The sequence below is a fragment of the Pseudomonas fluorescens genome (assembly GCF_004683905.1).
In the GTDB taxonomy this organism is placed as follows: Bacteria; Pseudomonadota; Gammaproteobacteria; order Pseudomonadales; family Pseudomonadaceae; genus Aquipseudomonas; species Aquipseudomonas putida_A.
The window spans coordinates 6,097,152-6,122,118 of record NZ_CP038438.1 but is presented as its reverse complement, the minus strand read 5'-3'; the positions used below and the strand labels follow the sequence as shown (position 1 = coordinate 6,122,118).

Annotated in this window: 20 protein-coding genes; 11 read left to right on the top strand and 9 right to left on the bottom strand. The window is 61.7% G+C overall.

Annotated elements, in window-relative coordinates; translation table 11 throughout:
* Nucleotides 1–80 precede the first annotated feature (80 nt).
* The 5 genes from E4T63_RS28345 (at nt 81) to E4T63_RS28325 (ending at nt 6,514) form a co-directional block, all read left to right on the top strand.
* On the top strand, nt 81–857 hold the full coding sequence (locus E4T63_RS28345; protein ID WP_098966413.1) for a DeoR/GlpR family DNA-binding transcription regulator: 777 nt from the start codon (nt 81–83) through the stop codon (nt 855–857).
* A gap of 2 nt (nt 858–859) precedes the next feature.
* On the top strand, nt 860–2,692 hold the full coding sequence (glmS, locus tag E4T63_RS28340) for a glutamine--fructose-6-phosphate transaminase (isomerizing) (protein ID WP_098966411.1): 1,833 nt from the start codon (nt 860–862) through the stop codon (nt 2,690–2,692).
* Between the two features lie 75 nt (nt 2,693–2,767).
* Nucleotides 2,768–3,694: a LysR family transcriptional regulator gene (locus tag E4T63_RS28335; protein ID WP_135296894.1), complete on the top strand. Its 927-nt coding sequence runs from the start codon at nt 2,768–2,770 to the stop codon at nt 3,692–3,694.
* Between the two features lie 102 nt (nt 3,695–3,796).
* Nucleotides 3,797–4,423 carry a glutathione S-transferase family protein gene (locus E4T63_RS28330; protein ID WP_135296893.1) on the top strand — a complete coding sequence of 209 codons (627 nt, stop codon included), beginning with the start codon at nt 3,797–3,799 and terminating at the stop codon, nt 4,421–4,423.
* 60 nt (nt 4,424–4,483) lie between these two features.
* Nucleotides 4,484–6,514 carry a pyridoxamine 5'-phosphate oxidase family protein gene (locus E4T63_RS28325; RefSeq protein WP_135296892.1) on the top strand — a complete coding sequence of 677 codons (2,031 nt, stop codon included), beginning with the start codon at nt 4,484–4,486 and terminating at the stop codon, nt 6,512–6,514.
* A 142-nt stretch (nt 6,515–6,656) separates the two neighbouring features.
* Here E4T63_RS28325 and E4T63_RS28315 read toward each other — a convergent pair whose 3' ends face one another.
* From E4T63_RS28315 to E4T63_RS28280, 8 genes are read right to left on the bottom strand one after another with little or no spacing between them, the layout of a single operon-like run.
* Complete coding sequence (locus E4T63_RS28315; protein ID WP_027610301.1) at nt 6,657–7,787, bottom strand: glycosyltransferase family 4 protein; 1,131 nt, start codon at nt 7,785–7,787, stop codon at nt 6,657–6,659.
* Nucleotides 7,788–8,918 carry a glycosyltransferase family 4 protein gene (locus E4T63_RS28310; protein WP_134785059.1) on the bottom strand — a complete coding sequence of 377 codons (1,131 nt, stop codon included), beginning with the start codon at nt 8,916–8,918 and terminating at the stop codon, nt 7,788–7,790.
* A complete protein-coding gene (locus E4T63_RS28305) occupies nt 8,902–10,269 on the bottom strand; it encodes a glycosyltransferase family 4 protein (RefSeq protein WP_098966405.1) in 1,368 nt (455 codons plus the stop codon). The genes E4T63_RS28310 and E4T63_RS28305 overlap by 17 nt, the downstream gene beginning before the upstream one ends.
* The gene (locus E4T63_RS28300; RefSeq protein WP_098966403.1) at nt 10,266–11,519 is read right to left on the bottom strand and encodes an ABC transporter ATP-binding protein; all 1,254 of its coding nucleotides are present in this window, start codon (nt 11,517–11,519) and stop codon (nt 10,266–10,268) included. Before E4T63_RS28300 ends, E4T63_RS28305 begins: the two co-directional genes overlap by 4 nt.
* Nucleotides 11,519–12,316 carry an ABC transporter permease gene (locus E4T63_RS28295; RefSeq protein WP_027610305.1) on the bottom strand — a complete coding sequence of 266 codons (798 nt, stop codon included), beginning with the start codon at nt 12,314–12,316 and terminating at the stop codon, nt 11,519–11,521. Before E4T63_RS28295 ends, E4T63_RS28300 begins: the two co-directional genes overlap by 1 nt.
* Nucleotides 12,316–13,758: a mannose-1-phosphate guanylyltransferase/mannose-6-phosphate isomerase gene (locus E4T63_RS28290; RefSeq protein ID WP_135296891.1), complete on the bottom strand. Its 1,443-nt coding sequence runs from the start codon at nt 13,756–13,758 to the stop codon at nt 12,316–12,318. Before E4T63_RS28290 ends, E4T63_RS28295 begins: the two co-directional genes overlap by 1 nt.
* Nucleotides 13,759–13,761: 3 nt before the next feature.
* Complete coding sequence (gmd, locus tag E4T63_RS28285; RefSeq protein ID WP_027610307.1) at nt 13,762–14,730, bottom strand: GDP-mannose 4,6-dehydratase; 969 nt, start codon at nt 14,728–14,730, stop codon at nt 13,762–13,764.
* Nucleotides 14,727–15,641, bottom strand: coding sequence for a GDP-mannose 4,6-dehydratase (locus E4T63_RS28280; RefSeq protein ID WP_027610308.1), 915 nt, complete (start codon nt 15,639–15,641; stop codon nt 14,727–14,729). The genes gmd and E4T63_RS28280 overlap by 4 nt, the downstream gene beginning before the upstream one ends.
* Before the next feature lie 417 nt (nt 15,642–16,058).
* On the opposite strand from E4T63_RS28280, the gene E4T63_RS28275 reads away from it, so the two are divergent.
* Genes E4T63_RS28275 through E4T63_RS28250 form a run of 6 tightly spaced genes read left to right on the top strand, consistent with a single transcriptional unit; the run spans nt 16,059 to nt 24,246 of the window.
* Nucleotides 16,059–17,618 carry a glycosyltransferase gene (locus tag E4T63_RS28275; protein ID WP_225136855.1) on the top strand — a complete coding sequence of 520 codons (1,560 nt, stop codon included), beginning with the start codon at nt 16,059–16,061 and terminating at the stop codon, nt 17,616–17,618.
* A complete protein-coding gene (locus E4T63_RS28270; RefSeq protein ID WP_135296889.1) occupies nt 17,612–18,916 on the top strand; it encodes a glycosyltransferase in 1,305 nt (434 codons plus the stop codon). Before E4T63_RS28275 ends, E4T63_RS28270 begins: the two co-directional genes overlap by 7 nt.
* Nucleotides 18,913–20,067 carry an acyltransferase family protein gene (locus E4T63_RS28265; RefSeq protein WP_135296888.1) on the top strand — a complete coding sequence of 385 codons (1,155 nt, stop codon included), beginning with the start codon at nt 18,913–18,915 and terminating at the stop codon, nt 20,065–20,067. The genes E4T63_RS28270 and E4T63_RS28265 overlap by 4 nt, the downstream gene beginning before the upstream one ends.
* Nucleotides 20,061–20,879 (top strand): class I SAM-dependent methyltransferase, encoded by an 819-nt coding sequence (locus E4T63_RS28260; RefSeq protein ID WP_027610312.1) that lies wholly within the window; start codon nt 20,061–20,063, stop codon nt 20,877–20,879. Before E4T63_RS28265 ends, E4T63_RS28260 begins: the two co-directional genes overlap by 7 nt.
* Nucleotides 20,880–20,927: 48 nt before the next feature.
* Nucleotides 20,928–22,121 carry a DUF3142 domain-containing protein gene (locus E4T63_RS28255; protein WP_135296887.1) on the top strand — a complete coding sequence of 398 codons (1,194 nt, stop codon included), beginning with the start codon at nt 20,928–20,930 and terminating at the stop codon, nt 22,119–22,121.
* The gene (locus tag E4T63_RS28250) at nt 22,108–24,246 is read left to right on the top strand and encodes a hypothetical protein (RefSeq protein ID WP_135296886.1); all 2,139 of its coding nucleotides are present in this window, start codon (nt 22,108–22,110) and stop codon (nt 24,244–24,246) included. The genes E4T63_RS28255 and E4T63_RS28250 overlap by 14 nt, the downstream gene beginning before the upstream one ends.
* On the opposite strand, the gene E4T63_RS28245 is transcribed toward E4T63_RS28250, so the two are convergent.
* Complete coding sequence (locus tag E4T63_RS28245) at nt 24,243–24,872, bottom strand: LysE family translocator (protein WP_041073815.1); 630 nt, start codon at nt 24,870–24,872, stop codon at nt 24,243–24,245. The genes E4T63_RS28250 and E4T63_RS28245 overlap by 4 nt on opposite strands.
* Nucleotides 24,873–24,967 lie beyond the last annotated feature (95 nt).

Sequence of the window (24,967 nt, the reverse complement as noted above, 5' to 3'; positions counted from 1 at the left end):
TTTCGATCTGTCGCTTGACGATTTATGGCCGATAGGTTTTGATTGCTTCCGTTATCTTTCGAATCGAAACTTAAGCCGCCATGTCGAAACGCAACACACCCCAGCGCCGACACAATATCCTCGCCTTGCTCAATGAGCAGGGCGAAGTCAGTGTGGATGAACTGGCCAAGCGCTTCGAAACTTCTGAAGTTACGATTCGCAAGGATCTGGCCGCACTGGAAAGCCATGGTCTGTTGCTGCGCCGTTACGGCGGGGCGATCACCATGCCGCAGGAATTGGTCGCTGAACCGGGCCAAAGCGTTTCAAAGTACAAACAGGCGATTGCCCGCGCCGCCGTCAAACGTATCCGCGAGCACGCCCGCATCATCATCGACAGTGGCAGCACCACTGCGGCGATGATTCCCGAGCTTGGCCAGCAGCCGGGTCTGGTGGTGATGACCAACTCCCTGCACGTGGCCAACGCCTTGAGCGAACTCGAACACGAGCCGGTGCTGCTGATGACCGGCGGCACCTGGGATCCGCATTCGGAGTCCTTCCAGGGCCAGGTGGCCGAGCAGGTACTACGCTCTTACGACTTCGACCAGTTGTTTATCGGCGCCGATGGCATCGATCTGGTGCGCGGTACCACGACGTTCAACGAGTTGCTTGGCCTGAGCCGGGTGATGGCCGACGTGGCGCGTGAAGTCATCGTGATGGTCGAGGCCGACAAGATCGGCCGCAAGATTCCCAACCTGGAGCTGCCGTGGAGCAGCGTCCATACCCTCATTACCGATGATCGCCTGCCACAAGAGGCCCGCGATCAGATACAGGCCCGCGGTATCAGCGTGATTTGCGCGGCTGTCAGTCAGGAGAAATAAGCATGTGTGGAATTGTCGGCGCAGTTGCTGAACGTAATATCACCGCCATCCTGCTCGAAGGCCTCAAGCGCCTTGAATACCGCGGCTATGACAGCGCCGGTGTGGCAGTTTTCACCAACGATGAAAAGCTCGAGCGCATGCGCCGTCCGGGCAAGGTCAGCGAGCTGGAAGCGGCGCTGGCCGCACAGCCGCTGGTCGGCCGTCTCGGTATCGCCCACACCCGTTGGGCGACCCACGGTGCACCGTGCGAGCGTAACGCGCACCCGCATTTCTCCGGTGATATCGCGGTGGTGCACAACGGCATCATCGAGAATCACGAAGCCCTGCGTGAGCAACTGAAAGCGCTGGGTTACGTGTTCACTTCGGACACCGACACCGAAGTCATCGCGCACCTGCTGAGCCATAAACTCAAGGATCAGCCTGACCTGACCGTCGCGCTGAAAGCCACCGTCAAAGAACTGCACGGCGCCTACGGTCTGGCCGTGATCAACGCACAACAGCCGGATCGTCTGGTTGCCGCACGCAGTGGCAGCCCGTTGGTGATCGGTCTGGGCCTGGGCGAGAATTTCCTCGCGTCCGACCAATTGGCCCTGCGCCAGGTCACTGACCGCTTCATGTACCTGGAAGAGGGCGATATCGCCGAAATTCGCCGCGATAGCGTGCAGATCTGGGACGTAGATGGCAAAACCGTCGAGCGTCAGACCGTGCAGTACAGTGATGGTGCCGAAGCTGCCGACAAGGGCGAGTTCCGCCACTACATGCTCAAGGAAATCCATGAGCAACCATCCGTTGTCCAACGCACCCTCGAAGGCCGTCTGAGTCCGAATCAGGTGCTGGTGCAGGCCTTCGGTCCACAGGCTGCCGAACTGTTCGCCAAAGTGCGCAACGTGCAGATCGTCGCCTGCGGTACCAGCTACCACGCCGGTATGGTCGCGCGTTACTGGCTCGAAGAACTGGCCGGTATCCCGTGCCAGGTCGAAGTCGCCAGCGAATTCCGTTACCGCAAGGTGGTGGTGCAGCCGGACACCCTGTTCGTCACCATCTCCCAGTCCGGTGAAACCGCCGACACCCTGGCCGCGCTGCGCAACGCCAAAGAGCTGGGCTTCCTCGCCAGCCTGGCGATCTGCAACGTCGGCATCAGCTCGCTGGTGCGTGAATCCGACCTGACGCTGCTGACCCAGGCCGGTCGCGAAATCGGCGTAGCCTCGACCAAGGCGTTCACCACGCAACTGGTCGGCCTGCTGTTGCTGACCCTGTCTCTGGGTCAGGTACGCGGCACGCTCGGCAAAGGCGTTGAAGCCACGCTGGTGGAAGAGTTGCGTCGCCTGCCGACCCGTCTGGGCGAAGCGCTGGCGATGGACAGCACCGTGGAAAAAATCGCCGAACTGTTCGCCGAGAAGAATCACACCCTGTTCCTCGGCCGTGGCGCGCAGTTCCCGGTCGCAATGGAGGGCGCCTTGAAACTCAAGGAAATCTCCTACATCCACGCCGAAGCCTATCCGGCTGGGGAACTGAAGCACGGCCCTCTGGCGCTTGTGGATAACGACATGCCGGTGGTTACCGTGGCGCCAAACAACGAACTGCTGGAGAAGCTCAAGTCCAACCTGCAGGAAGTCCGTGCCCGTGGTGGTGAACTGATCGTATTCGCTGACGAGAAAGCCGGGATGACCAACGGCGAAGGCACCCATGTGGTGCAGATGCCGCACATCCACGACATTCTTTCGCCGATCCTCTACACCATCCCTCTGCAGTTGCTGTCTTACTACGTCGCCGTGCTCAAGGGCACCGACGTCGACCAGCCGCGCAACCTGGCGAAGTCGGTGACGGTGGAATAAGTTATCCACAGCTGACATTGACCCGCAAAAATCGCAGCCTCGGCTGCGATTTTTGTATCTGAATCGAGGACCTCCATGGACCGCTTCCAGGAAATGCAGATCTTCGCCACCGTGGCCCAGGAGCAGGGCTTCTCGGCGGCGGCGCGGCGTCTTGGCTTGTCCGCGGCCAGTGTCACCCGCGCCGTGGCGGCGCTAGAGCAGCGCATTGGTACACAGTTGCTGATTCGCACGACACGCACTGTGCACCTCAGCGAGGCCGGTCAGCGTTATCTGGAAGATTGTCGGAGAATTCTCGCCGAGGTGCAGGAAGCCGAGGATTCGGCGGCCGGCAGTCACGCCCAGCCCCGTGGGCAATTGACGGTGACTGCGCCGGTTTTGTTCGGTGAGTTGTTTGTCACGCCGCTGATGACCAGTTATCTGACGCAATACCCGGACGTTTCGATCAATGCGCTGTTGGTCGATCGGGTGGTGAGCATGGTCGAGGAGGGCATCGATGTCGCGGTACGCATTGGTGAGTTGCCGGACAGCAATCAGCACGCGATCCGGGTTGGCGAAGTGCGGCGGGTGATCTGTGCGTCGCCGGCCTACCTGGCCCGGTACGGCCGCCCCGAGCATCCACAGGCGCTGGCCGGCGCGCCGGTGGTGGCGACCTCGGCCATCGGCCAGTTGCGCAGTTGGCCGTTTGTGGATCAGGGCGAAGCGCTTAGCGTGCGGCCAGAACCGAGGCTGGTGGTCACCGCCAACCAGGCGGCGATTACTGCGGCTTGCCTGGGCTTGGGGCTGACCCGGGTGTTGTCCTATCAGGTCGCCGGCAAGGTGGCTTCCGGTGAACTGGAAATTGTCCTCGCCGATTTCGAACTGCCTCCGCTGCCGATTCATGTGGTGTATCAGGGCGGGCGCAAGGCACCGGCGCGGGTGCGCAGTTTTGTCGACCACGCGGTGAAGGTGCTGCGAGAACATCCGGCGCTGCAGAACGCGGCGTTATTTCATCCAGTGAAATAATTGATTGCGATTGCTGGTGATTCTGTTGATTTGAAGATGGGTGGAAGATGGCCTCCATCGGCGCTGCCATCCCGAACGGCGCCCTCTCCAGCGGAGTCGACCATGCAAGCGATCAAACTCTACAACTTCCCGCGTTCCGGCCACGCCCATCGGGTAGAACTGATGTTGTCCCTGCTGCAATTGCCGACCGAATTGATCCTGGTCGATCTGGCCAAGGGCGAGCACAAGCAGGCGCCGTATCTGGCAATCAACAGTTTTGGCCAAGTGCCGGCGATTGACGACGGCGGTGTGGTGCTGGCCGACTCCAACGCGATTCTGGTGTATCTGGCGCTCAAGTACGGCAATGGCCGCTGGCTGCCCACCGATCCGGTCGGCGCGGCGCAGGTGCAGCGCTGGTTGTCGGCCGCTGCAGGGCCGATTGCTTTCGGACCTGCTGCTGCACGATTGGTGACGGTGTTTGGCGCACAGTTGAATGCTGAAGAAGCGATTACCCGTGCGCATAACCTGCTCAAAGTGATGGAGGTGGAACTGGGCAAGACCCCGTATCTGGCCGGCAGCGAGCCGACCATCGCCGACGTGTCCGCCTACAGCTACATCGCCCATGCGCCGGAAGGCAACGTGTCGCTGGACGGCTACGCCAACGTGCGTGCCTGGCTGGCGCGTATCGAAGCCTTGCCCGGTTTTGTCGGCATGCCGCGCACGGTCGCCGGTCTGCAAAAGACTGCCTGAGAGGTCGGCCCGATCTGATCGAGTTATCCACAATGCGCCGGCGGCGCGGGGAGATACGTGATGGAACGTTCACCGTGGCACGCTGGCGAGCAACAACTGCAGGCCCATGTCGGCGTTGCCGAGCGCATGGAGGCCTTCGGCCGAAAAGTGATTCGTGACTGGATGCCGGATCAGCACCGCGCCTTTTATGAGCAGTTACCGTTCATGCTGTACGGCGCGGTCGATACCGACGGGCGTCCTTGGGCCAGTGTGCTCGAAGGCGCGCCGGGGTTTGCGCATTCGCCTGATCCCGAGCATCTGCATTTCGCCAGCCAACCCGCTGCCGATGATCCGGCGCAATTGCGCAATGGCGAGCCGATCGGGTTGCTCGGCATTGAATTGCATACTCGCCGCCGCAATCGCCTCAACGGTCATGTCGACAATCTGACCGTGCAGGGTTTCGAGGTGAGCGTGGATCAGGCTTTCGGCAACTGTCCGCAATACATTCAACTGCGCCAGTTCCAGCGCGTGCCGCTGAGCGATCCGCAGACGCGGCCAGCGCAGCACGACGACGGTCTTGATGACGCAGCCAGAGCCATGATCGAAGGCGCCGATACCTTCTTTGTCGCCAGTTACGTCGATGCGGACGGACAACGTGCGGTGGATGTTTCCCATCGTGGCGGGCAGACCGGGTTTGTCCGGGTTGAAGGTAATCGCCTGACCATCCCGGATTTTGCCGGCAACCTGCACTTCAACACGCTCGGCAATCTGCTGCTCAATCCCAAGGCTGGCCTGCTGTTCATCGACTTTTCCACAGGCGATGTGCTGCAACTGAGCGGGCGGACCGAAATCATCCTCGACGGGCCGCAGATCGAAGCGTTCCAAGGCGCCGAGCGCTTATGGACATTCGAGGTCGAGAGACTGGTGCGGCGCCCGGCGGCACTGGCCCTGCGCTGGCGCTTCGACGGCATGTCACCCACCAGCCTGCTGACAGGCAACTGGGCCCAGGCCGATGCACGCTTGCAGGCCAAAGCGCTGGGTGACCGCTGGCGGCCGCTGCGGGTGACCCGCATCGAAAGGGAGAGCCAGCACATCCGCTCGATTTATCTGCAACCGGACGATGGCGCAGGGATGCCGGTGTTTCAGGCTGGCCAGCATCTGCCGTTGCGCTTCACTCTGGATGGTGAAACGCATATTCGCACCTACAGCCTGTCGAGTGCGCCATCGGATGATTTCCTGCGCATCAGTGTGAAACGCGAGGGCCTGGTTTCAGGCCATTTGCACCAGCAGATCCGGGTCGGCGATGTTCTTGAGGCACGGGCGCCACAGGGGCACTTCACGGTGGCGCCGCTGGAACACCGACCGCTGGTGCTGCTGGCGGCGGGGGTTGGTATCACGCCGTTGCTGTCGATGCTGCGTGAGGTGGTGTACCAAGGTCTGCGCACCCGGCGGATTCGGCCGACGTGGTTGCTGCAGAGTTCGCGTAGCCTGGCCGATCAGCCGTTTCGCGAGGAAATCGATCGCGTGCTGGAAAGTGCTGGCGATGCGGTACGGGTGATTCGCCTGCTCAGTCAGCCGGAGGCCGACGTGCATGAAGGCGAAGATTTCGACCGCCATGGGCGCATTGATCGGGCACTGCTGCGTGATCTGCTGGAGGTCGAGGATTACGACCAGATCGATTTTGCTGTCTGTGGGCCCGGCGCTTTTACCCAAAGTGTCTACGACAGTCTGCGCGAGCTGGACATTCGCGACGCGCGGATCCATGCCGAGACCTTCGGCCCGTCGACGCTCAAGCGCCAGCCGGACCCGGATGCGGCGATCATCGAGCAACCACCGGCCGCCATCACGTCAGTGCCGGTGATGTTCGAGCGTTCTGCCAAAGAGGCGCGCTGGCAGCCGGACGGCGGCAGTCTGCTGGAGCTCGCAGAGAGCCGTGGCCTGCGCCCCGAGTTCAGTTGCCGTGGAGGTTCGTGCGGCACCTGCAAGACACGTCTTGTCAGTGGCGCGGTGAATTATCCACAGCCCCCGGCAGACCTGCCGGAAGCGGGGCAGGTGCTGATTTGTTGCGCGGTGCCGGCGCAGAGTGAGCAATTGCTGGTGCTGGATCTCTGACGGCTCATCTGAAATCACTACCCCCCCCCCTGTGGGAGCGGGCTTGCTCGCGAAGGCGTCAGGTCAGTCGACATCATTGTTTACTGAAAGACCGCTTTCGCGAGCAAGCCCGCTCCCACAGTGGAGGTGTTTCAGCAAAGGGTCAGGCGTAAGACAGGTCTTTCTCCTCCAGCAGCTCCTGATACAGCTCGGTCCACTTGCGGCCCATCTCGTCGGCGGTAAACAACTGCCGGTAACGCGCCTCGGCCTTTATGCCCATGGCTGCTGCGCGTTCGGGGTTTTCCCAGAGGCTGCGCATTGCCTCGCGAAACGCCTGGGGGTTGCTCGGTGGCACCACCAGCCCGGTTTCGTTGTGGATGTTGATGTAGCTGGTGCCGGTACCGATTTCGCTGGAGATCATTGGTTTGCCGTACATCGCGCCTTCGAGCAGCGAAATGCCGAACGCTTCGGAACGCAGGTGCGACGGGAACACGATGGCGTAGCTCAGTTGCAGCAGGGCGACCTTGTCTTCATCGCCCAGGCGCCCGAGAAAGTGGATGTTACGCAGCCCCAGCGCAGCAGCCTGGGCGTGCAACTCCAGTTCCAGCGGCCCGGCACCGACGATCACCACCGGATAGTCCACGTCCTTCAAGGCGTCGAGCAGGATGTGCAGACCTTTGTAATAACGCATGACCCCGACGAACAGGAAAAACTTATCCCCAAGCTGCTGGCGCCAGCGATTCATCCGTTCGCTGTCGGCCTGTGGATAACCGGCCTTGTTCAAACCGTATGGAATCACTCGGGTCTTGTTCTGAAACTGCTGCAGCACGTCGCTGGTGTGCAGGTAGTTCGGCGAGGCCGCGACAATCCGGTCGGCGCTGGCGAGGAAGCGGTTCATCAGCGGTCGGTAGAGTTTGAGCAGATGCTTCTGACGAATAATGTCCGAGTGGTAGGTCACCACGCTCGGTTTGTTCATGCCGCTGGCAAAGTGCACCAGGTCCATGAACGGCCACGGAAAGTGATAGTTGACCACATCGGCTTCGGCGGCCAGCTCGCGAAACTGTTTGAACACGCTCCAGGAAAACCCGGTGGAGGCGAACTGAATGTCGAGTCTGGCGCGATGCACTTCGTGTTGACCCAGTTGCACCACCGGCGGGGTCGGGTCGGCGCTGAGTGTCAGCACCTGGCCGTCGATACCGTGATGCGCACCGCTTTCGCACAGCTGAAATATCACCTGCTCGATACCGCCGACCGAGTCAGGCAAGTAGGTTTTGAAAAAATGAAGAACTCGCATTCAACCTCCCATGGCCTGGCGGTAGGCACCGGCCGTGGCCTGTGCGCAGCGCTGCCAGGAAAAAAGCCGCGCCCGCTGCAATCCGGCTTCTCGGCATGCTTGCCAATGCACCTGATCGTCGAGCAGACGGATCAGCGCGTCGCGCAACCCGTCTGCATTGTCAGGTTCAATATAGTTGCCCGCGTCGCCCGCGACTTCCGGCATGGCCGAAGCGCGGGTGAGTACCACCGGCGTGCCGCTGGCCATCGCCTCCAACACCGGCAGGCCAAAGCCTTCGTATAACGAAGGAAAAATCAGCGCCCGGGCACCGGCCAACAGCTGGGCCAGGTGTTCATCGGGCAAGTAGCCGAGCAGGCACACATGCCCGCTTGCCAATGCCTGACGCAGTTCGGCGCTGAACTGTTCGCGCTGCCAGCCAGCCATGCCGACGATCAGCAGCGGAAAGCGTTGGCGCACGGCCTCCGGCAGCAAGGCATGGGCGCGCAGGGCCAGCCGCAGATTCTTGCGTGGCTCCAGCGTCCCGACACAGAGGAAATACTCCCGGGCCGTAACGGCATGGGCCTTGAGTACCGGGTCGATGGTGTGTGCGTCACGCGGATGAAAGCGCTCGGCCACGCCCAAGGGAGCGACCACGAAACGTTCAGCGGGCAGGCCGAAATAGCTTTGAGCTTCGTCGGCGATCGCTTGTGAATCGGTGAGGATCACTTGTGCCTGCCGCACGCCGGCAGCCAGTCGGCGCTCGATCTCTTGCAAACGTGCCGGCGGCTGAGTTTCGGGGTAATGCAGGTGCGTCAGGTCGTGCAGGGTGATCACGGTCGGGCCGTCGAAGGCCAGTGGCCACAGACTCGGTTCGTGATACAGATCGATGCCATGCGCGCGCGCCTGATCGAAACGCTTTTGTTCCAGCCAGCGCCGCGCCTGATAAGCCCCGGGGATCTGCCGCAGCAGTGGCGTCAGGCGCGAATAACCGGGCATCGCCGCCTCCGGCAAGGCCGAACTCCAGCCCCAGCCGTGGAACAACTCAATTTCGATATCGGTATCGCTGCGCAACGCATTCACCAACTCGGCGACGTAATGGCCGATGCCGGTGCGCGGTGCCTGCAGGATCCGGGCATTAAGGGCAATGCGCATGCGGCCTCGCTGGCGCCAATGGCGCTTGCACTGCATTGCGTACGGTGCGCTCGGCCAGTTGTGCACTCGCCTCGTGCCAGTCGATCCAGCGCCAGTCCGCCACATCGCGAGCAGCGGGGAATTGGCCACTCTGCAGGAACCGCATGATCAAGTCAGCGAGGCTTTGCGGATCCTGCAAATCGAAATAGGCCATGAATTCGCCGCCGATTTCGCGGAACACCGCAATGTCGCTGCCCATCGCCGGCAAGCCACGCTGCATGGCTTCCACCAGCGGCAGGCCAAAGCCTTCGACAAACGAAGGGAATACCAGCGCACTGGCGTGGGCGTAGGCATGTTCGAGGCTGGTGTCGCTCAAGTCGTTGAACATGAACAGGCGGCGATTCAGTTCGGGATGACTGCGCACCCGGGCGAGCAGGGCGTCGCACTTCCAGCCGATGCGCCCGGCGATGCACAGACGCGCCGGGGAGCCGGCGGTCCAGGCCCGTTCGAAGGCATCGAGCAGGTATGCGTGGTTCTTGCGCGGCTCAATGGTACTGACCATCAGGAACATCGGCTCCGGTGTATTGAACAGCTGTTGCAGGCGCGGTTCGACGGTTTCCCCGGCGCTGTGCAGATCCAGTTCGGAACCGAGGTGAAAATAATCGAACCAGCGTTTTTCGGCCTGTACCGTGCCGATCCGTTGCTGCAGTTCGGCGCGCACCTGATCGCGTACCGTGGCGGAAATGGCCAGGTAGCCGTCGGCCGTGCGGGTGATCCAGTCGAACCATTCACTGAAGACCTGCACCAGCCGCGTGTCGTAGAACTGCGGGTGGGTCAGCGGTATCAAGTCGTAGATGACCGCGACAATACCGACACCCTCGCGCTTGAGCTGTTCGGCGTGGGAGAAAAAGTCCGAGTGCCAGGACGAGTCCAGCAGCACCAGTTGGTCTCCGGGCTGATGCTGCAAGGGGGCACAGCGTTTTGGCAGTTGCTGGCGGTTGATCCGCTCGATCAGCCGCAGGGGTACGCCAAATGCCGCGAAAGCGCTCAGCCGATAGCCGACGTACAACAGGCGTCGTGGGGTTTTTGCCTGCAGGCGGCTGTCGAGGCGCTGATGCCATTGCCAGAAACGGTGCGCAAGGCGTTCCAGTCGTTCGCCGAATGTCGCAATGGCGTTGAACAGCGGCGCGTCCAGCGGGGCCAGGCGCGTGACCCGATAGAGCCGGCCCCTCAGCGAAATGACCGGCAGGCACTCGACATCACCCACCCGCTCCGGCAATTGCTTGATGACGTTGCGCACCACGCGTTGAATACCGGAGTTGATCTTCGGGTGTTTGAAGACGTGGGTGCACTCGACCAACAGGCGGGTCATGGCGCACGCTCGGTCAGCGCTGCCTCGGTGTGAGGGGTGATCGTCGTCTTGGCATTGAGCCAGGAACAGCCGACGAAATCTTCCTGGCGGTTGTTGATCACGTGAAACACCAGACCGTAATCGCGCCATTCGAAGTTGCGGTCCAGATGCGAGTCCAGGCGCGACAGGCTCAACGATACCGAATAGTTGCCCTTGCCCAGCCCCATGACGAAGGCGAAGCGGTAAGTGAAGCGTTCGCCGGCGCGCAGATCGGTCAGGGCCTTGTTCAGGCGATGGGTGTTGATGCCATACATCATCTGGCCCAGACGATCCTTGAGGATGAAGCCGAGCACCAGTCGTTCAATGTCGCGCCGAACCTCCACCTGAACTTCCAGTACCACTGGCTGGCCGACCTCGGCAGCGTCGATTGCGCGATCGTGTTCGTCCAGCAGGCGCACACTCAGAATGCCGGCCTCGCCGGTGCCGGACATGGTTTGTACTTCGCCGCCGGCGAGCATTTCCTGACGCACGATCTGCCCTTCGCGTTCGGCCATCAGGGCGTTGTAATAGTCGAGCACCACTTCCGGCTTGTCGTACATGGCCATGTGGCCGTCCTTGAGCAGGATCGCCGAATCGCAGATCGACTGGATGGCCGAGCGGTCGTGGGAGACGATCAGCAGGGTCGTGCCGGCCTTGCGGAAGCTGCGAATGCGTTCGAAGCTCTTGTGCTGAAAGTAGGCGTCGCCCACCGACAGGGCCTCGTCGACGATCAGAATGTCCGGACGCCGCGCGGTGGCGACGCTGAAGGCCAGGCGCATCTGCATGCCGCTGGAGTAGGTGCGCACGGGGTGGTCGATGGCTTCGCCGATTTCTGCGAAGTGTTCGATGTCAGGCATCAGCGCTTCGATTTCGCCAACCTGCAGGCCCAGCAACTGCCCGGCCATGATCGCGTTCTGGCGCCCGGTAAAGTCCGGGTGAAAACCCATGCCCAGCTCCAGCAATGCCGCTACGCGCCCTTCAATCTCGATTTTGCCGCAGGTGGGTTGAGTGGTACCGGTGATCATCTTCAGCAAAGTGCTTTTGCCCGCACCGTTGGCGCCGACGATACCCACGGCCTCGCCGGGGGCAATCTCGAAAGCGACATCCTGCAGCACCCAATGCTCGCGGTGGCGCACCGGGGAAAACGGGATCAGCCATTCCGCCAGACGGCTCCAGCGTGTCGGATACTGTTTATAAGCCTTGCCCAGGCCCGTTACGCGTATAAGTCCCATCAGAGTTCATCCACCATTTCACCGACGCGCTGGCGGAACAACCGCAGGGCGATCAGACACATCACCACCGCGACGATGAACACCGGTAAAAGCGAGTTCCAGACCGGCCATTGCCCATACAGGAACAGGTTCTGATAGCTGCCGATCAGGCTGGTCATCGGGTTGAGTTGCAGCAGCCGCTGGACCCACTCCGGGAGGATGGTGATCGGATACACGATCGGTGTCAGCCAGAACCAGAACTGCAGGCAGATGGCGAAGAGCTGGCCGACATCGCGAAAGAATACATTCAACACGCCGAGGATCATGCCCAGACCAGCGCAGAACAGCATCTGCAGCGCAATCAGGGGAATCAGCGCCAGGAGCGCCATACCGGGCCAACGCCCGCTGATCAATAGAAATCCAAGGAACAGGCCGATGATGATGGCGAAATTGATCGCCGCATTGCACAGCACGATCACCGGCAGGCAGATGCGGGGGAAGCTGATTTTCTTCAGCAGGTTGGCGTTATCCAGAAACATGGTCTGGCTGCGCAGGGTGATTTCCGAAAACATTCCCCAGGCGAGCAGCCCGGCGCAGAGATAGACACTGTAGGCCATGCTGTCATCCACGCCCGGCAGGCGGGCGCGCATGATGTGAGAAAAGATCACGGTGTAGACGATGATCATCGACAGTGGATTGAACACGGGCCACAAGGCGCCGAGCAGCGAATTGCGATAACGCGCTTGAAACTCTCGCTGTACGCTGCCGAGGATGAATCCTCGATAGCTGTAAAGCGAACGGTACAGGGAAAGCAGCATCAAACCGTCCTGCCGTATTGGTCTTCGAAGCGCACGATATCGTCTTCACCCAGGTATTCGCCGCTTTGCACTTCGATGATCACCAGGTCGATCACGCCGGGGTTTTCCAGGCGATGGCGATGGCCGGCGGCAATGAACGTCGATTCGTTCTTGGCCACCAGATGCGTGCCGCTGCCGTTGTTGGTGACCTTGGCCATGCCTTCGACCACCACCCAGTGTTCGTTGCGGTGATGATGCATTTGCAGCGACAGCTTGCCGCCGGGCTTGACCACGATGCGCTTGATCTTGAAGCGCGGGCCTTCTTCGAGCACGGTGTAGGTGCCCCACGGACGGCTGACCGTGCGATGCAGGCGGTAGGCTTCGTGGGATTTTTCCTTGAGCTGCTTGGCGACGCGCCGCACATCCTGGGCGCGATCGGCGTGGGCCACCAGCACGGCGTCGGCGGTGTCGACGATGATCAGGTTATCCACACCCACGGCAGCCACCAGCCGGCCTTCGCTCTGCACGAAGTTGTTGTGACTGTCGATGAACACCGCTTCGCCGCTGGCGCGATTGTTGTCGGCATCGGCCGGTACCAGCGCTGCCACGGCCCCCCACGAACCGATGTCGCTCCAGTCGAAACCGGCGGGCACCACCACGACTTTCTCCGAACGCTCCATCAAGGCGTAATCGATGGAGATGTCGGTGATTTCAGCAAACAGTGTCGGCGACAGTTCCTGTTGCAGACAGCCGACGGTTTCCACCGGGGCGCTGGCCTGCATGCAGGCGCGGGTCTGTTCCAGCAACTCTGGCGCGTGCAATTGCAGTTCGTTGATCAGGGTCGCGGTGGTGAAGCAGAACATGCCCGAGTTCCACAGGAAGTTGCCGCTTTCCAGGTAATGGGTGGCGGTTTGCAGGTCGGGCTTTTCCACGAAACGCTGCACTTTCGCTGCGCCTTTGGCGTCCAGCGGTGCGCCGGTTTCGATGTAGCCGAAGCCGGTTTCCGGGGCGGTCGGCAGCACACCGAAGGTCACCAGATAACCGTCCTTCGCCAGGTTGACCGCGTGTTCGACGGCACTCTTGAGTGCGTCCTGGTTGACGATCAAATGGTCGGCGGGCATCACCACCATGATTGCGTTGTCGCCGTGCAGCGCCTGCAGCGACAGGGCGGCGGCGGCAATTGCCGGGGCGGTGTTGCGCCCGGTCGGCTCCAGCAGGAAGTGCCCGCGATGGCGCGACACGTGGGCGGCGCAATAGTGATCCTTGCTCTGGAAGTAGTACTCGCGGTTGGTCACCGTGACGATGTCGCCCCAGCCGTCGAGCAATGCTGCCGCCCGCTGGTATGTCTTGCCGAGCAGCGACTGCCCGTCGGGCAGGGTCATGAACGGTTTGGGATGGCCCTCGCGGGACACCGGCCACAGACGCGTACCGGCACCGCCGGACAGAATCACGGGAATGAGCATGACCTACTCCTTGGCGACGCGTTTCATATCCGCATCCATCATCATGCGGATCAGGGTGTCGAGGTCGGTTTTCGGTTTCCAGCCCAGCACACGCTGCGCCTTGGCCGGGTTGCCGAGCAGCACTTCGACTTCGGCCGGGCGGAAGAACGCCGGGTCGATCTTCACGTAGTCGCGGTAGTTGAGGCCAACGTGATCGAAGGCGATGCGGCACATCTCGCGCACGGTGGTGGTGACACCGGTGGCGACCACGAAATCGTCAGGCTTGTCCTGTTGCAGCATCAGCCACATGGCTTCGACGTAGTCGCCGGCAAAGCCCCAGTCGCGCTTGGCGTCGATGTTGCCCAGGGCCAGTTCCTGCTGCTTGCCCTGTTTGATGCGGGCGGCGGCGTCGGTGACCTTGCGGGTAACGAATTCGATGCCGCGCAGCGGCGATTCATGGTTGAACAGGATGCCGCTGCTGGCGTGCAGGTCGAAGCTTTCACGGTAGTTGACGGTGATCCAGTGACCGTAGAGTTTGGCCACGCCGTAGGGGCTGCGCGGGTAGAACGGGGTGTTCTCGTCCTGTTGCTCGGCCTGGATCAGACCGAACATTTCGCTGGTGGAGGCCTGATAGAAACGCGTGTGCGGGCTGAACTGGCGGATCGCTTCGAGCAAGTGGGTGACGCCCAGGCCATCGACGATGCCGGTGGTCACCGGCTGATTCCAGGAAGCGGCAACGAAGCTTTGTGCAGCGAGGTTGTAGACCTCGTCAGGCGCCGACTGAATGACTGCACGTTGTACCGAGCAGGCATCGGCCATGTCACCGTCCAGGTAGACGATGTCACCTTCGACGCCCATCTCGCGCAAGCGCCAGCGCGAATCGCTGCTACGGCGTGCTACCAGGCCGTGAACCTTGTAACCCTTGTCGAGCAGCAACCTGGCCAGATATGCGCCGTCCTGGCCGGTGATCCCCGTGATCAGTGCACTTTTCATTGTTGTTTTACTCGCTGCTCCCAGTCGGACAGGATCGCCCGCAGGGATTGTTGTGTGGTGATTGCCGGTGCCCAGCCCGTGGTCTGGACCAGCTTTGCGTGACTGCCGCAAACGCGACGCTGATCGGCGCGCCGCATGCGTGCCGGATCCTGCACCAGTTGCACTTCGACCTGCGCCAGATCGCCCAACTGCTCGATCAGACTGCGGATGCTTTGTTCGCGGCCCGAGCAGATGTTGTAGACCTGCCCGGGTGTGCCTTTTTCCAGAAGGGCGAAATAAGCCGCGATCACATCGCCGACATCGAGGAAGTCGCGCGTGACGTCAATGTCGCCGACTTCCAGTCGTGCTGCCTGCAAGCCTTGCTTGATGCGGTTGATCTGGCGTGCGGCGCTGGCGATGACGAAGCTGTCTTTCTGTCCGGCGCCGATATGGTTGAACGGCCGCGCCACCAGCACCGGCCAGCCCTCACTCAGGCCCCATTGCAGGCTGAGAAACTCGGCCGAGAGCTTGCTCACCGCATAGGGGTTGCGCGGGCAGGGCGGTTGCAGTTCGGTGATGGGCAGGGCGCTCTCGTCGACTTGCCCATAGACGTCGCCGGAGCTGACATACAGGAAGGTCCCCCGAAATCCGCGGGCCTTGAGGGCCTGCAACAGATTGAGGGTACCCAGCAAATTGATCTCGAGCGTACGGGCCGGGTCACGGAAGGCTTCGGGAACGAAGGTCTGACCAGCGAGGTGAATCACCGCGTCGGGCAATTGTGGCCACAGGTCGACGAGGCTCGCCGCTGACGTGAGATCGTAGGGTGCGGTGGCAGGCAGCAGTTCCCACGTCGAGTCAGGCTGGGCCAGACGCGACTGGATATGTTGTCCCACGAACCCACTGAGGCCCGTGACGAACAGACGCTTTTTCAAACAGCGACCCCTTGGTCTTTAACATTCGCCACCTTCCCACAGGCTTTGAGGGGAAGTCTGTCAGGCCGCATGAAAAAGGCCGACAGGATGACAGGCGAAGTCGTTGTTGTAGTTGTTTGTTACCAATCTGTGCCAAATGCTTGGCAATTTCAACAGTGCAAACCGTGACTGGTCAGTTCTCGTCAGAGTAGACGGATTTATTCTCGCCGGGCGGTTCACGAATCCGCGACGGATGTGTTTAGAATGCCCCTCGTCGCGTTCAACAGGGGTTGTTCAGCCCCAGTCAGACCGACCACTAAAAACAAGAACAAAGACGGGCTGGAAGATGCAGGACGAGTGTCGGCATGCCGACCACGATTCAGCGCTTCGCCGTCATGGATTGAAGCAGCCGGGATGGCGGCTTCATCGTGGGATGCCATGAACTTCATTCTTTACTCGGACGTCAACGACCGTTCCATCAGCCAGAGTCTCGGGCGTCCCGAATACAGTTACTACTTCGTGCTCAAGGCTTATCGCCCAGTGCTGGAAAGCCTTGGGCGGGTGCATGTGGTGTCCGCCATCACCGAGGTTGATCCGCTCTTTCGCCAATTGCGCGAGGCGGGCGAAGACAGCCTGTTTCTCTCTTTCACCCCGCCGCAAAATACGCCGACCGATCTCGAGTGTCCGACCCTGTGTGTGGTGGCCTGGGAGTTCGATTCGATCCCGGACGAGATCTGGGACAACGATCCGCGCCACGACTGGACGCAGATGCTGGCCCGACAAGGGCGGGTGATTACTCTGTCCAGCCATACTGCCCGGGCGATTCGCCGGGCGCTGGGCGAGGACTTTCCGGTACTGGTGTTGCCGACACCGTTGTGGGAGAACTTTGCGGCGATTCGTCAGCAGCAAGTTCCGGCGCCGGTCAATCCAGGCACGCCGCTGGCGATCAAGGGCTGCATTTTCGACAGCCGTACGCTGGCGCTCTCAGCCGATGACCTGCTGCCCAAACCACTGACCGCCGAGCAACTGGCCGCGATCGAGGCACAGCGACCTCCTCCGCTGACCTTCAAACGGCGCCTGGTCATCGCCCGGCACTACCTGCGCCAGTGGCGCCTGGATGCAGGCCGCGAACAGCAACAGCCGCGGGTGAAGTTTCTGCATCACTGGTATTGGGAGGGACTGCGTGATCTTTTCTCACGCAGGGCGCATGCCTGGCTGGAGCGACAGCTGCCGAGTATCGCCGGTCCACAGGCGGTGGCAGTGGTCGAACCGCCGCCGCTGGATCTGCCGGACACCACGTCGGTGGTCGACACCACGGTCGACGGTGTGGTCTACGTCACCGTGTTCAACCCCAAAGATGGCCGCAAGAACTGGCATCAACTGATCACCGCGTTTTGCTGGGCGTTTCGGGAAACGGCCGATGCGACGCTGGTATTGAAAATCACCCAGAACGACCTGGCGTCTTACTACAGCGAATTAATGACCCTGTTGGCGCAGCTCTCACCCTTTGCCTGCAGGGTGGTGGTGTTGCACGGTTATCTGGATGACGCCCAGTACACCCGGCTTTACGCCGCTGCCAGTTACTACGTCAACGCCTCGCGCTGTGAGGGCCTGTGTCTGCCGTTGATGGAGTTCATGTCCAGTGGCAAACCGGTAATCGCCCCGGACCACACGGCCATGGAAGACTACATCGACGACAGCGTCGCCTTCGTGATCAAGTCCAGCGAAGAACCCGCCATCTGGCCGCAGGACTCGCGGCTGATTTACCGCACCCTGCGCCACCGCCCGGATTGGGCTTCGCTGAAACAAGCCTACGAGGACAGCTACCGCATGGCCAAAGACCAGCCGGAGCGGTACCGGCAGATGTCGGCGGCAGCGGTCGAGCGCATGCATGACTACTGCGCTTTTGCCCCCGTGCAAACGCGCATGGCGGAATTTTTCGGGCTTGCACCGCATCCCGCCAATGCTGCGTCAGTGACGGAAAACGCCTCATGCTGATCATCATTCATTCGGAAACCAACCAGCACACCATTGCACAGAATCTGGGGCGCTCGGAGTACAGCTATTACTTCGTGCTCAAGGAATATCGCCCGGTACTCGAGCGTCTCGGACGCGTGGTGGAAGTGGCCGATCCGCTGACCGAAGTCGACGCGCTTTACGAGGAATGCCGCGCCAGTGGCGAGCCGTGCGTCTTCCTGTCGTTCTCGCCGCCCCATCGCACGCCGGTACACCTGATGTGTCCGACTTTGCCGGTGTTTGCGTGGGAGTTCAGCACCATCCCCAATGAGCCGTTTGCCGGTGAGCCGCGCAACGACTGGCGCACGGTGCTGCAGGCTTGCGGAGCGGCGATCACCCATTCCAGCTACACCGTTAACGCGGTGCGCGAGGCAATGGACAGCGATTACCCGATCGTCGCGGTGCCTGCGCCGGTATGGGATCGCTTTGCCGCCCGCGGTGCGCCGTTGCAGGGCCAGCCACCGAATGGACCGGTACGGTTGAAGATCAAGGGATTGGTGGCCGACAGTCGCAAACTCGACTTGAACGCATTCGCCCCCCGGCCTTTGCGCACGGGCAAGGGACTCGATTTTCATGCGCCGGTCAGGGAGCAGGAGTTGCTGCTCGACGGCGTGGTCTACACCTCAGTGTTCAATCCCGGCGATGGGCGCAAGAACTGGGAGGACATGCTCAGTGCATTCTGCGTGACGTTCCGCGAGGTCGAGGACGCAACGCTCGTGCTGAAACTGACGCACCACGATGCCGAAGAAGCGCTGAGCGACATCCTCCACCACCTGTACAAGAATCAGTCCTACCGCTGCCGGATCGTGCTGATCTACGGCTACCTCGCGGACGCCGATTATGAGCGTCTGGTGCAGGCGACCCGCTATGTGGTCAACACGTCCTATGGCGAGGGCCAGTGCCTGCCGTTGATGGAATTCATGTCCTGCGGCAAACCGGCGGTGGCGCCGCGTACGACGGCAATGATCGATTACCTGAGTGCCGACAACGCCTTTCTGATCGACTCCACCGACGAGCTCACGGCCTGGCCGCATGACCCGCGCAAGGCCTTCCGCACCCTGCGTTATGTGACTAACTGGACGTCGTTGTGCACGGCCTATCGCGTCAGCTATGTGGTCGCCAAAGACGATCCGCAACGTTATGCACAGATGGCCGCTCAGGCGGTGAGCAGCCTGCAGGATTTCTGCAGTCAGGCAGTGGCCGAGCAACGGCTGCAGGTGTTTCTGGGGGAGTTGTTCGAACGCCGGTTCGCCTCAGACCCCGAGATGCGCGGGGCATGAACAGCAAACGGATCATGGACATCGAGGTACTGCGCGCGATCGCGGTGCTCGGTGTGCTGTTTCATCACCTGCAGGGCAGCCTGTTCACCGACACCGTGCCGCTGCTGCAAACAGTCCACCATTGGGCGCAGTCCTGGTGGGGCGTTGACCTGTTTTTTGCGATCTCCGGATTTGTCATCGCCCGCAGCCTGATCCCCGCTCTGCAAGGCTGCACGAGCCGTCGGCAGTGCTGGGAGCAGACACGCAATTTCTGGCTGCGCCGGGCCTTTCGTTTATTGCCCTCGGCCTGGCTGTGGCTGGCGCTGATGTTGCTGGCCTGTGTCTTGCTCAATCGCTCAGGTGCGTTCGGCACGCTGCACGCCAACCTGCAGGCAACGCTGGCCGGGGTGTTGCAGTACGCCAATTTCCGTTTTGCCGACAGTTTCTTTCAGTACGAATACGGCAGCAGTTTCGTCTACTGGAGCCTGGCACTGGAGGAGCAGTTCTACTTGCTGTTCCCGCTGCTGATTGTCGTGTGTCGCCGACATCTGGTCTGGGTATTGCTGGCGCTGGTCGCAGTACAACTGTTCACGTTGCGCACCCCCTTGCTGATGGTGGTGCGCACCGATGCCCTGGCCCTCGGCGTATTACTGGCGATGTGGAGCGCGCAGCCGGGGTATTCCCGTTGGGAACCGAGGTTCCTGCGGCGGCCGTGGGCCGGCGTGTCGGTACTGATTGTGCTGGCGTTGCTGCTGAGTTACATGGCCACCGACCGCTTCACGTTCGCCTCTTACCGCATCGGCTCGATCGCCATGCTCAGCGCGCTGCTGGTGTGGATTGCCTCGTACAACCGCGATTACCTGCTGCCGCGCGGAAGGTTGCAACGGCTGATGGCGTGGATCGGCAGCCGTTCCTACGGCATCTACCTGATCCATATTCCGGCCTATCTGCTGATCCGTGAATTGATCTTCCGCTTGCAGGGCGCGGGCCTGCCCAGTCCGGCCGGGCACCCGATTCTCACGGTGCTGATCGCCGGCGGGCTGATTGCGCTGCTCAGCGAATTGAATTACCGATTCATCGAAATGCCGATGCGCAATCGCGGCGCCGCGCTGGTGCGCCGCCTCGGTACGTCGCGAACCGCCGTCCCATCCTCTGGAGCTACCTCATGCTGAGCCTTTTGAAGAAACTCACGGCAACGTCTCCCGCACCGGTTGCTGTGCCATCTGCCGCCGACAAGGTTGATCCGTACATGCTCGGCCTGTACGACGCAAAGCTCAGTGGCTGGTTCAATCAAGAGACCGACGAGCTGTTCACAGGCTTTCGGGTGAGCGCCGATGACACGTTGCTCGATGTCGGCTGTGGCGACGGCGGTAATGTGCATTTCTGCGGCATGCGCGGGGCGAAGATCATCATTGCCGACATCGACGCGGCCAAAGTCGAGGCCACCCGCCAGCGTCTGAGCGATACCCCGGCACGCAGCGTCGAATGCCACGTGACCGACTGCAACCCGCTGCCGATTGCCGATGCCACCGCCACCCGCGTGGTCTCCACCGAAGTCATCGAGCATGTCGACGATCCGGCGCAATTTCTCGCCGAACTGGTACGGGTCGGCAAGCCGGGAGCGCTGTACCTGCTGAGCGTGCCGCATCCCAGCTCGGAAGATTTGCAGAAAGACATTGCCTCGCCGGATTATTTCCAGAAACCCAACCACATTCGCATCATCAGTGAAGAGCAGTTCAAGGCGATGGTCAGTGACGCCGGGCTGGAGATCATCAGCCACAGTCAGTACGGCTTTTACTGGTCGATGTGGATGCTGTTGTTCTGGGAAGCCAAGGTCGAATTCAGTAACCCCGATCACCCGTTGCTCGAGCATTGGGCCAATACCTGGCAAGCGGTGCTCGATTCGCCCCGTGGTGCACAGATCAAGCAGGCGCTGGACGCGGTGGTGGCGAAGAGTCAGGTGATCATTGCCCGCAAGCCTTGAGTGCTTTTGTGTAACCTTGCAGCCTGATGTCTCAGGGATCTGCAAGGTATGCGCGTTATCGTCGGGTTGTCGGCCATGCTGGCGGTGTTGTTGCTCTGTGCTTGTGAACGACAGGACGCAGCGCCACTCGATCAGCAACTCTACGTCTGGCAACGGCAATGGACGTCCGCCCATGAGCTCGCGCTGAAAGACAGCCGTAGCGACTTTTCGACCTTGCGCGTGCTGGCCTTGCAGGCATTCCCCAGTGACGGCTGGCATCGGGCGCGGATCGATGCGCCGTTGCTCAAGCACGATGGCCGGCCTCTGATCGCGGTGATTCGTCTCGACGGTCAGCTCAAAAGTCTGGATCAGTCGCAGGTCACGGCGCAGATTCTTCAGGTTGTCGCCGACTGGCAGGCGCAGGGGCTGACCCTGAGTGGCGTCGAGATCGATCATGACGCGGGTAATGCGCGTCTGCCGGAATACACCGAGTTCCTGACACATCTGCATTCCGTGTTGCCCGCATCGTTGCCGCTGAGCATCACCGCGCTGCCGGCGTGGCTCGGCAGTTCACAGCTGCCGGCGTTGTTGGCCACAGTCGACAGCAGCGTGCTGCAGGTGCACGCCGTCAGCGATCCGCGACGCGGCTTGTTCGACCCCGAGCAGGCTCGGCGCTGGGCCAGCGCCTGGGGCAAAATCAGCAGCAAACCGTTCTATCTGGCGTTGCCGGCCTATGGCGTGGCGCTGCTGCCGGATGCCGACGGTGCCCCGGTGGTGGAAAGCGAAGTACCGATCGAACGTGAAGGGCAACGCCGGGAACTGCTCGCCGATCCGTTGCAACTGAGCCGACTTGCAAAAGCGCTGCGCGAGGACCCGCCGGAACATCTGGCCGGGCTGATCTGGTTTCGCCTGCCGCTGGCCAATGATCGTCGGGCCTGGAGCCTGACCACGTTGCGCTCCGTGGCCCGCGGCGATGCGTTGAGCAGCCAACTCGGTCTGGCGTTCAGCGACCACGATGGCCTGCAGGACATCGCCCTGCGCAATGTCGGAAACCTCGACAGTGCCTGGCCCGCACGGATCATCGTCAAGGCCAGCGCTTGCGAAGGCGCCGATGCGCTCGCCGGTTACTCGTTGCAACAGAGCGCGGATCTGCTTACCTTCACCCGCCTGCGCGACGGTCGTTTGCCGGCGGGTGGACAACGCGCCATCGGTTGGGCGCGCTGTGCATTTATTGATCAAGGAGGTTCGCATGTTGACCCGTAACTGGCCCCGCCATCTGCTCTGCCTGAGCCTCAGCCTGCCGCTGGGTTCGGCGCTGGCCTGCGGCCCGGACTTCCCGATGCGCCTGCTCGACAATCGCGGGCAAACCCTGGCCGATTTGCCGGAGGGCAACTTCAACTTCGAGATCAGCCGCCTCGGCAAGACCATTGCCGGGCTGAAGAACGTCACCGCTGCGACGCACAATCCCGACGACATATACGGCGACGCAAGCGAGCCTGCGGCGCTGCGCGAAAAAGCCGAGCAGGTCGGTCTGAGCGCCGAACAACAGGCGCTGGTCAAGCAACTGCGTGGCCTGAGCGATGCGCGTCAGGTCGAGGCGCAGGGCGCCAGTCTGCCGGCGGAAATCCGTTTGTACGTGGCCGGCGCGGTGGCGTTTGCCACTGGCGATCATCCGCTGGCGATCGAATACTTCAACAAAGTGCTGGCACTGCCGGCCGATCAGCGCCCCCTGCGCAGCACTTGGGCGGCGTATTCCCTGGGCCGTGCCTGGTTTGCCACGAGTGCCGAGGCGGGCGATGTCATCGAAGTGCTGGAGGACGCACGTGGGGCCTTCCGTCAGGCCCGACAACTGAGCATTGATGGCTTCAGCGATCCGCTGGAACTCGGTGTCGCCAGTCTCGGTGAGGAGGCGCGGGTGCTGCGCAACGCTGGTGACTGGAACGGCGCCATCGAACTGTACGAAGCGCAGAACCTGCACGGCTCGGCCGTGGGTTACACCTCGCTGAAACAACTGATGAATGAGCTGGCCGAACTGCCCGAACTGCAACTGGCCAAGTTGCTGGAGCGCAAAGCCGTGCAGCAACTGGTTACCGCTTCGTTGATCAGCCGCATGGGTTGGTCATTCGACGAACAACCGCCGAACGAGAAGAAACTGATCAAGCTGCTGCAGGACAGCACCCGTGGCAGCCTGGAAAACGCCGATCGACTGGCGGCGATGAATTATCAACAGGGTGATTACGCCAGCGCCAAAGCCTTCCTTGAAAACGCCGGTGACGGCGGATTGGCGTGGTGGTTGCGGGCCAAGCTGGCGGTGCGTGACGGTGATAAAAATGCCGCGGCTGCCGCCTATGCCAAAGCCGCGCAGGCGTTCCCGCAGAGCGAAGATTGGGGCTACCGGCGCACCCCTGACTGGGACTTCGAAACCGTCCAGCCGAAATGCCGGGTCGAGGGCGAAAGTGCGATTCTCGCGCTGCAACGTGGCGAATACCTGCAAGCGTTCGTGCAGTTGTATCGCAGCAACAGCATCTACTGGTTCGACGCGGCGACGGTGGCCGAGCGCGTGCTGACGGTCGATGAGCTCAAGCGCTATGTCGATGACAACGTACCGGCGCCGCCGGCATTGACCCAGCAGCAGCGCGACAACTACGTGCCGCTGCCGGTCGCCGCCAGCCTGCGCAATCTGCTGGGACGGCGCTTGCTGCGTGAAGGGCATTACGAGGAAGCGGTCGGCTATTTCGACAATCCCGATCTGCAGCACAAGGCCCGTCTGTACGGCGAGCAACGGATGAAGGCTGACGCTGCGTGGTGGCCGACCAAACGCGCCAGCGCCTTGTACAACGCGGCGTGGACCGCGCGTGAATGGGGCATGGACATTCTCGGTTACGAGATGGCGCCGGACTACGCCACGTTTGGCGGCAACTACAGCCTGGAAAACACCGAGCTGAAAGTCGGGCCGCTGGTGGCCGAGGCTGAAGTCCAGCGCCAGAAGGCCAGTGAAGCGCAGCCGGATGAGCGTTATCACTACCGTTTTGTCGCCACCGCGCTGGCCAGCCGGGCCGCCGATAATTTGCCGCACACCAGTCAGGCGTTTGCGGCGGTGTTGTGTAACGCTGCGGGTTTCAACAGCAGCCTGGAAGAGCAGAGCGCGCTGTATCGACGCTACGTCAATGAAGGCCCGTACGTGCCGTGGGCGGTGGACTTCGGTAATCAGTGCCCCTATCCGGATTTCGAAAACGCCGACAAGCGTTACGTCACCCAGGTGACCGATGCCGCGCGCATGGCTCTGCGGCCTTACAAATGGCCGGTACAGATCGGCGCGATCGTACTGGCGGTCGGCGTTGCATTGGCGCTGATCAGCCGGCGCCAACGCAAGTCCCGCAAACCCTAGGCCTGCTGGATAAACGTCAGGCGCACGGCGAAGCCGATCAATAGGCTGCCGAACAGCCATTGCTGAACGCGTTGGGCGGTTGGACTGTGTTGCAGCCAACGGCCCAGCGCCGCGCCGGTCAGGGCATAGGCACTGTCGAACAGCAGCCCGATGCCCACCAGCAACCCGCCGAGGGTGGCAAACTGGGTCAGCACCGCTGCGCCGTCATTGACGATGAATTGCGGCAACAGCACCGAGCAGAACAGCAAGGCCTTGGGGTTGAGCAGATTGGTCAGCAGGCCACGGCGAATCGCCTCGCGCCATTGTCCTTGGGTGTCAGTTACGGCAGCCGTATTCAGGTTCGGCAGCAAGCTGCTGCGCAAGCATTGAATGCCGATCCACAGCAAGTACGCCGCACCAGCCAGGCGCACCAGATCAAACGTCCACGGCGCCGCCTTGAACAGCGCCGCCAGACCCAATGCCGCCAATGCCACGTGACAGCCCCGGGCGATCGCCAGGCCAACGGCGGTTGCCAGCGCCGCACCGCGACCCTGGCGGGCACCGGTTTGCAGCAACAGAATCATGTCCGGGCCGGGCAACAGGAAGACCACCGCCAATGCCAGAAAAAACAGCCAGAAACTCGTCATGTCGCAGCCCTTTCGTTATCGATTCGGTGAGCAAAGTCTATGGCGCAAGGGCGGGGCAGGTGCTTGCTAAGTCAGCTTCAAAAACCCGTGCGATT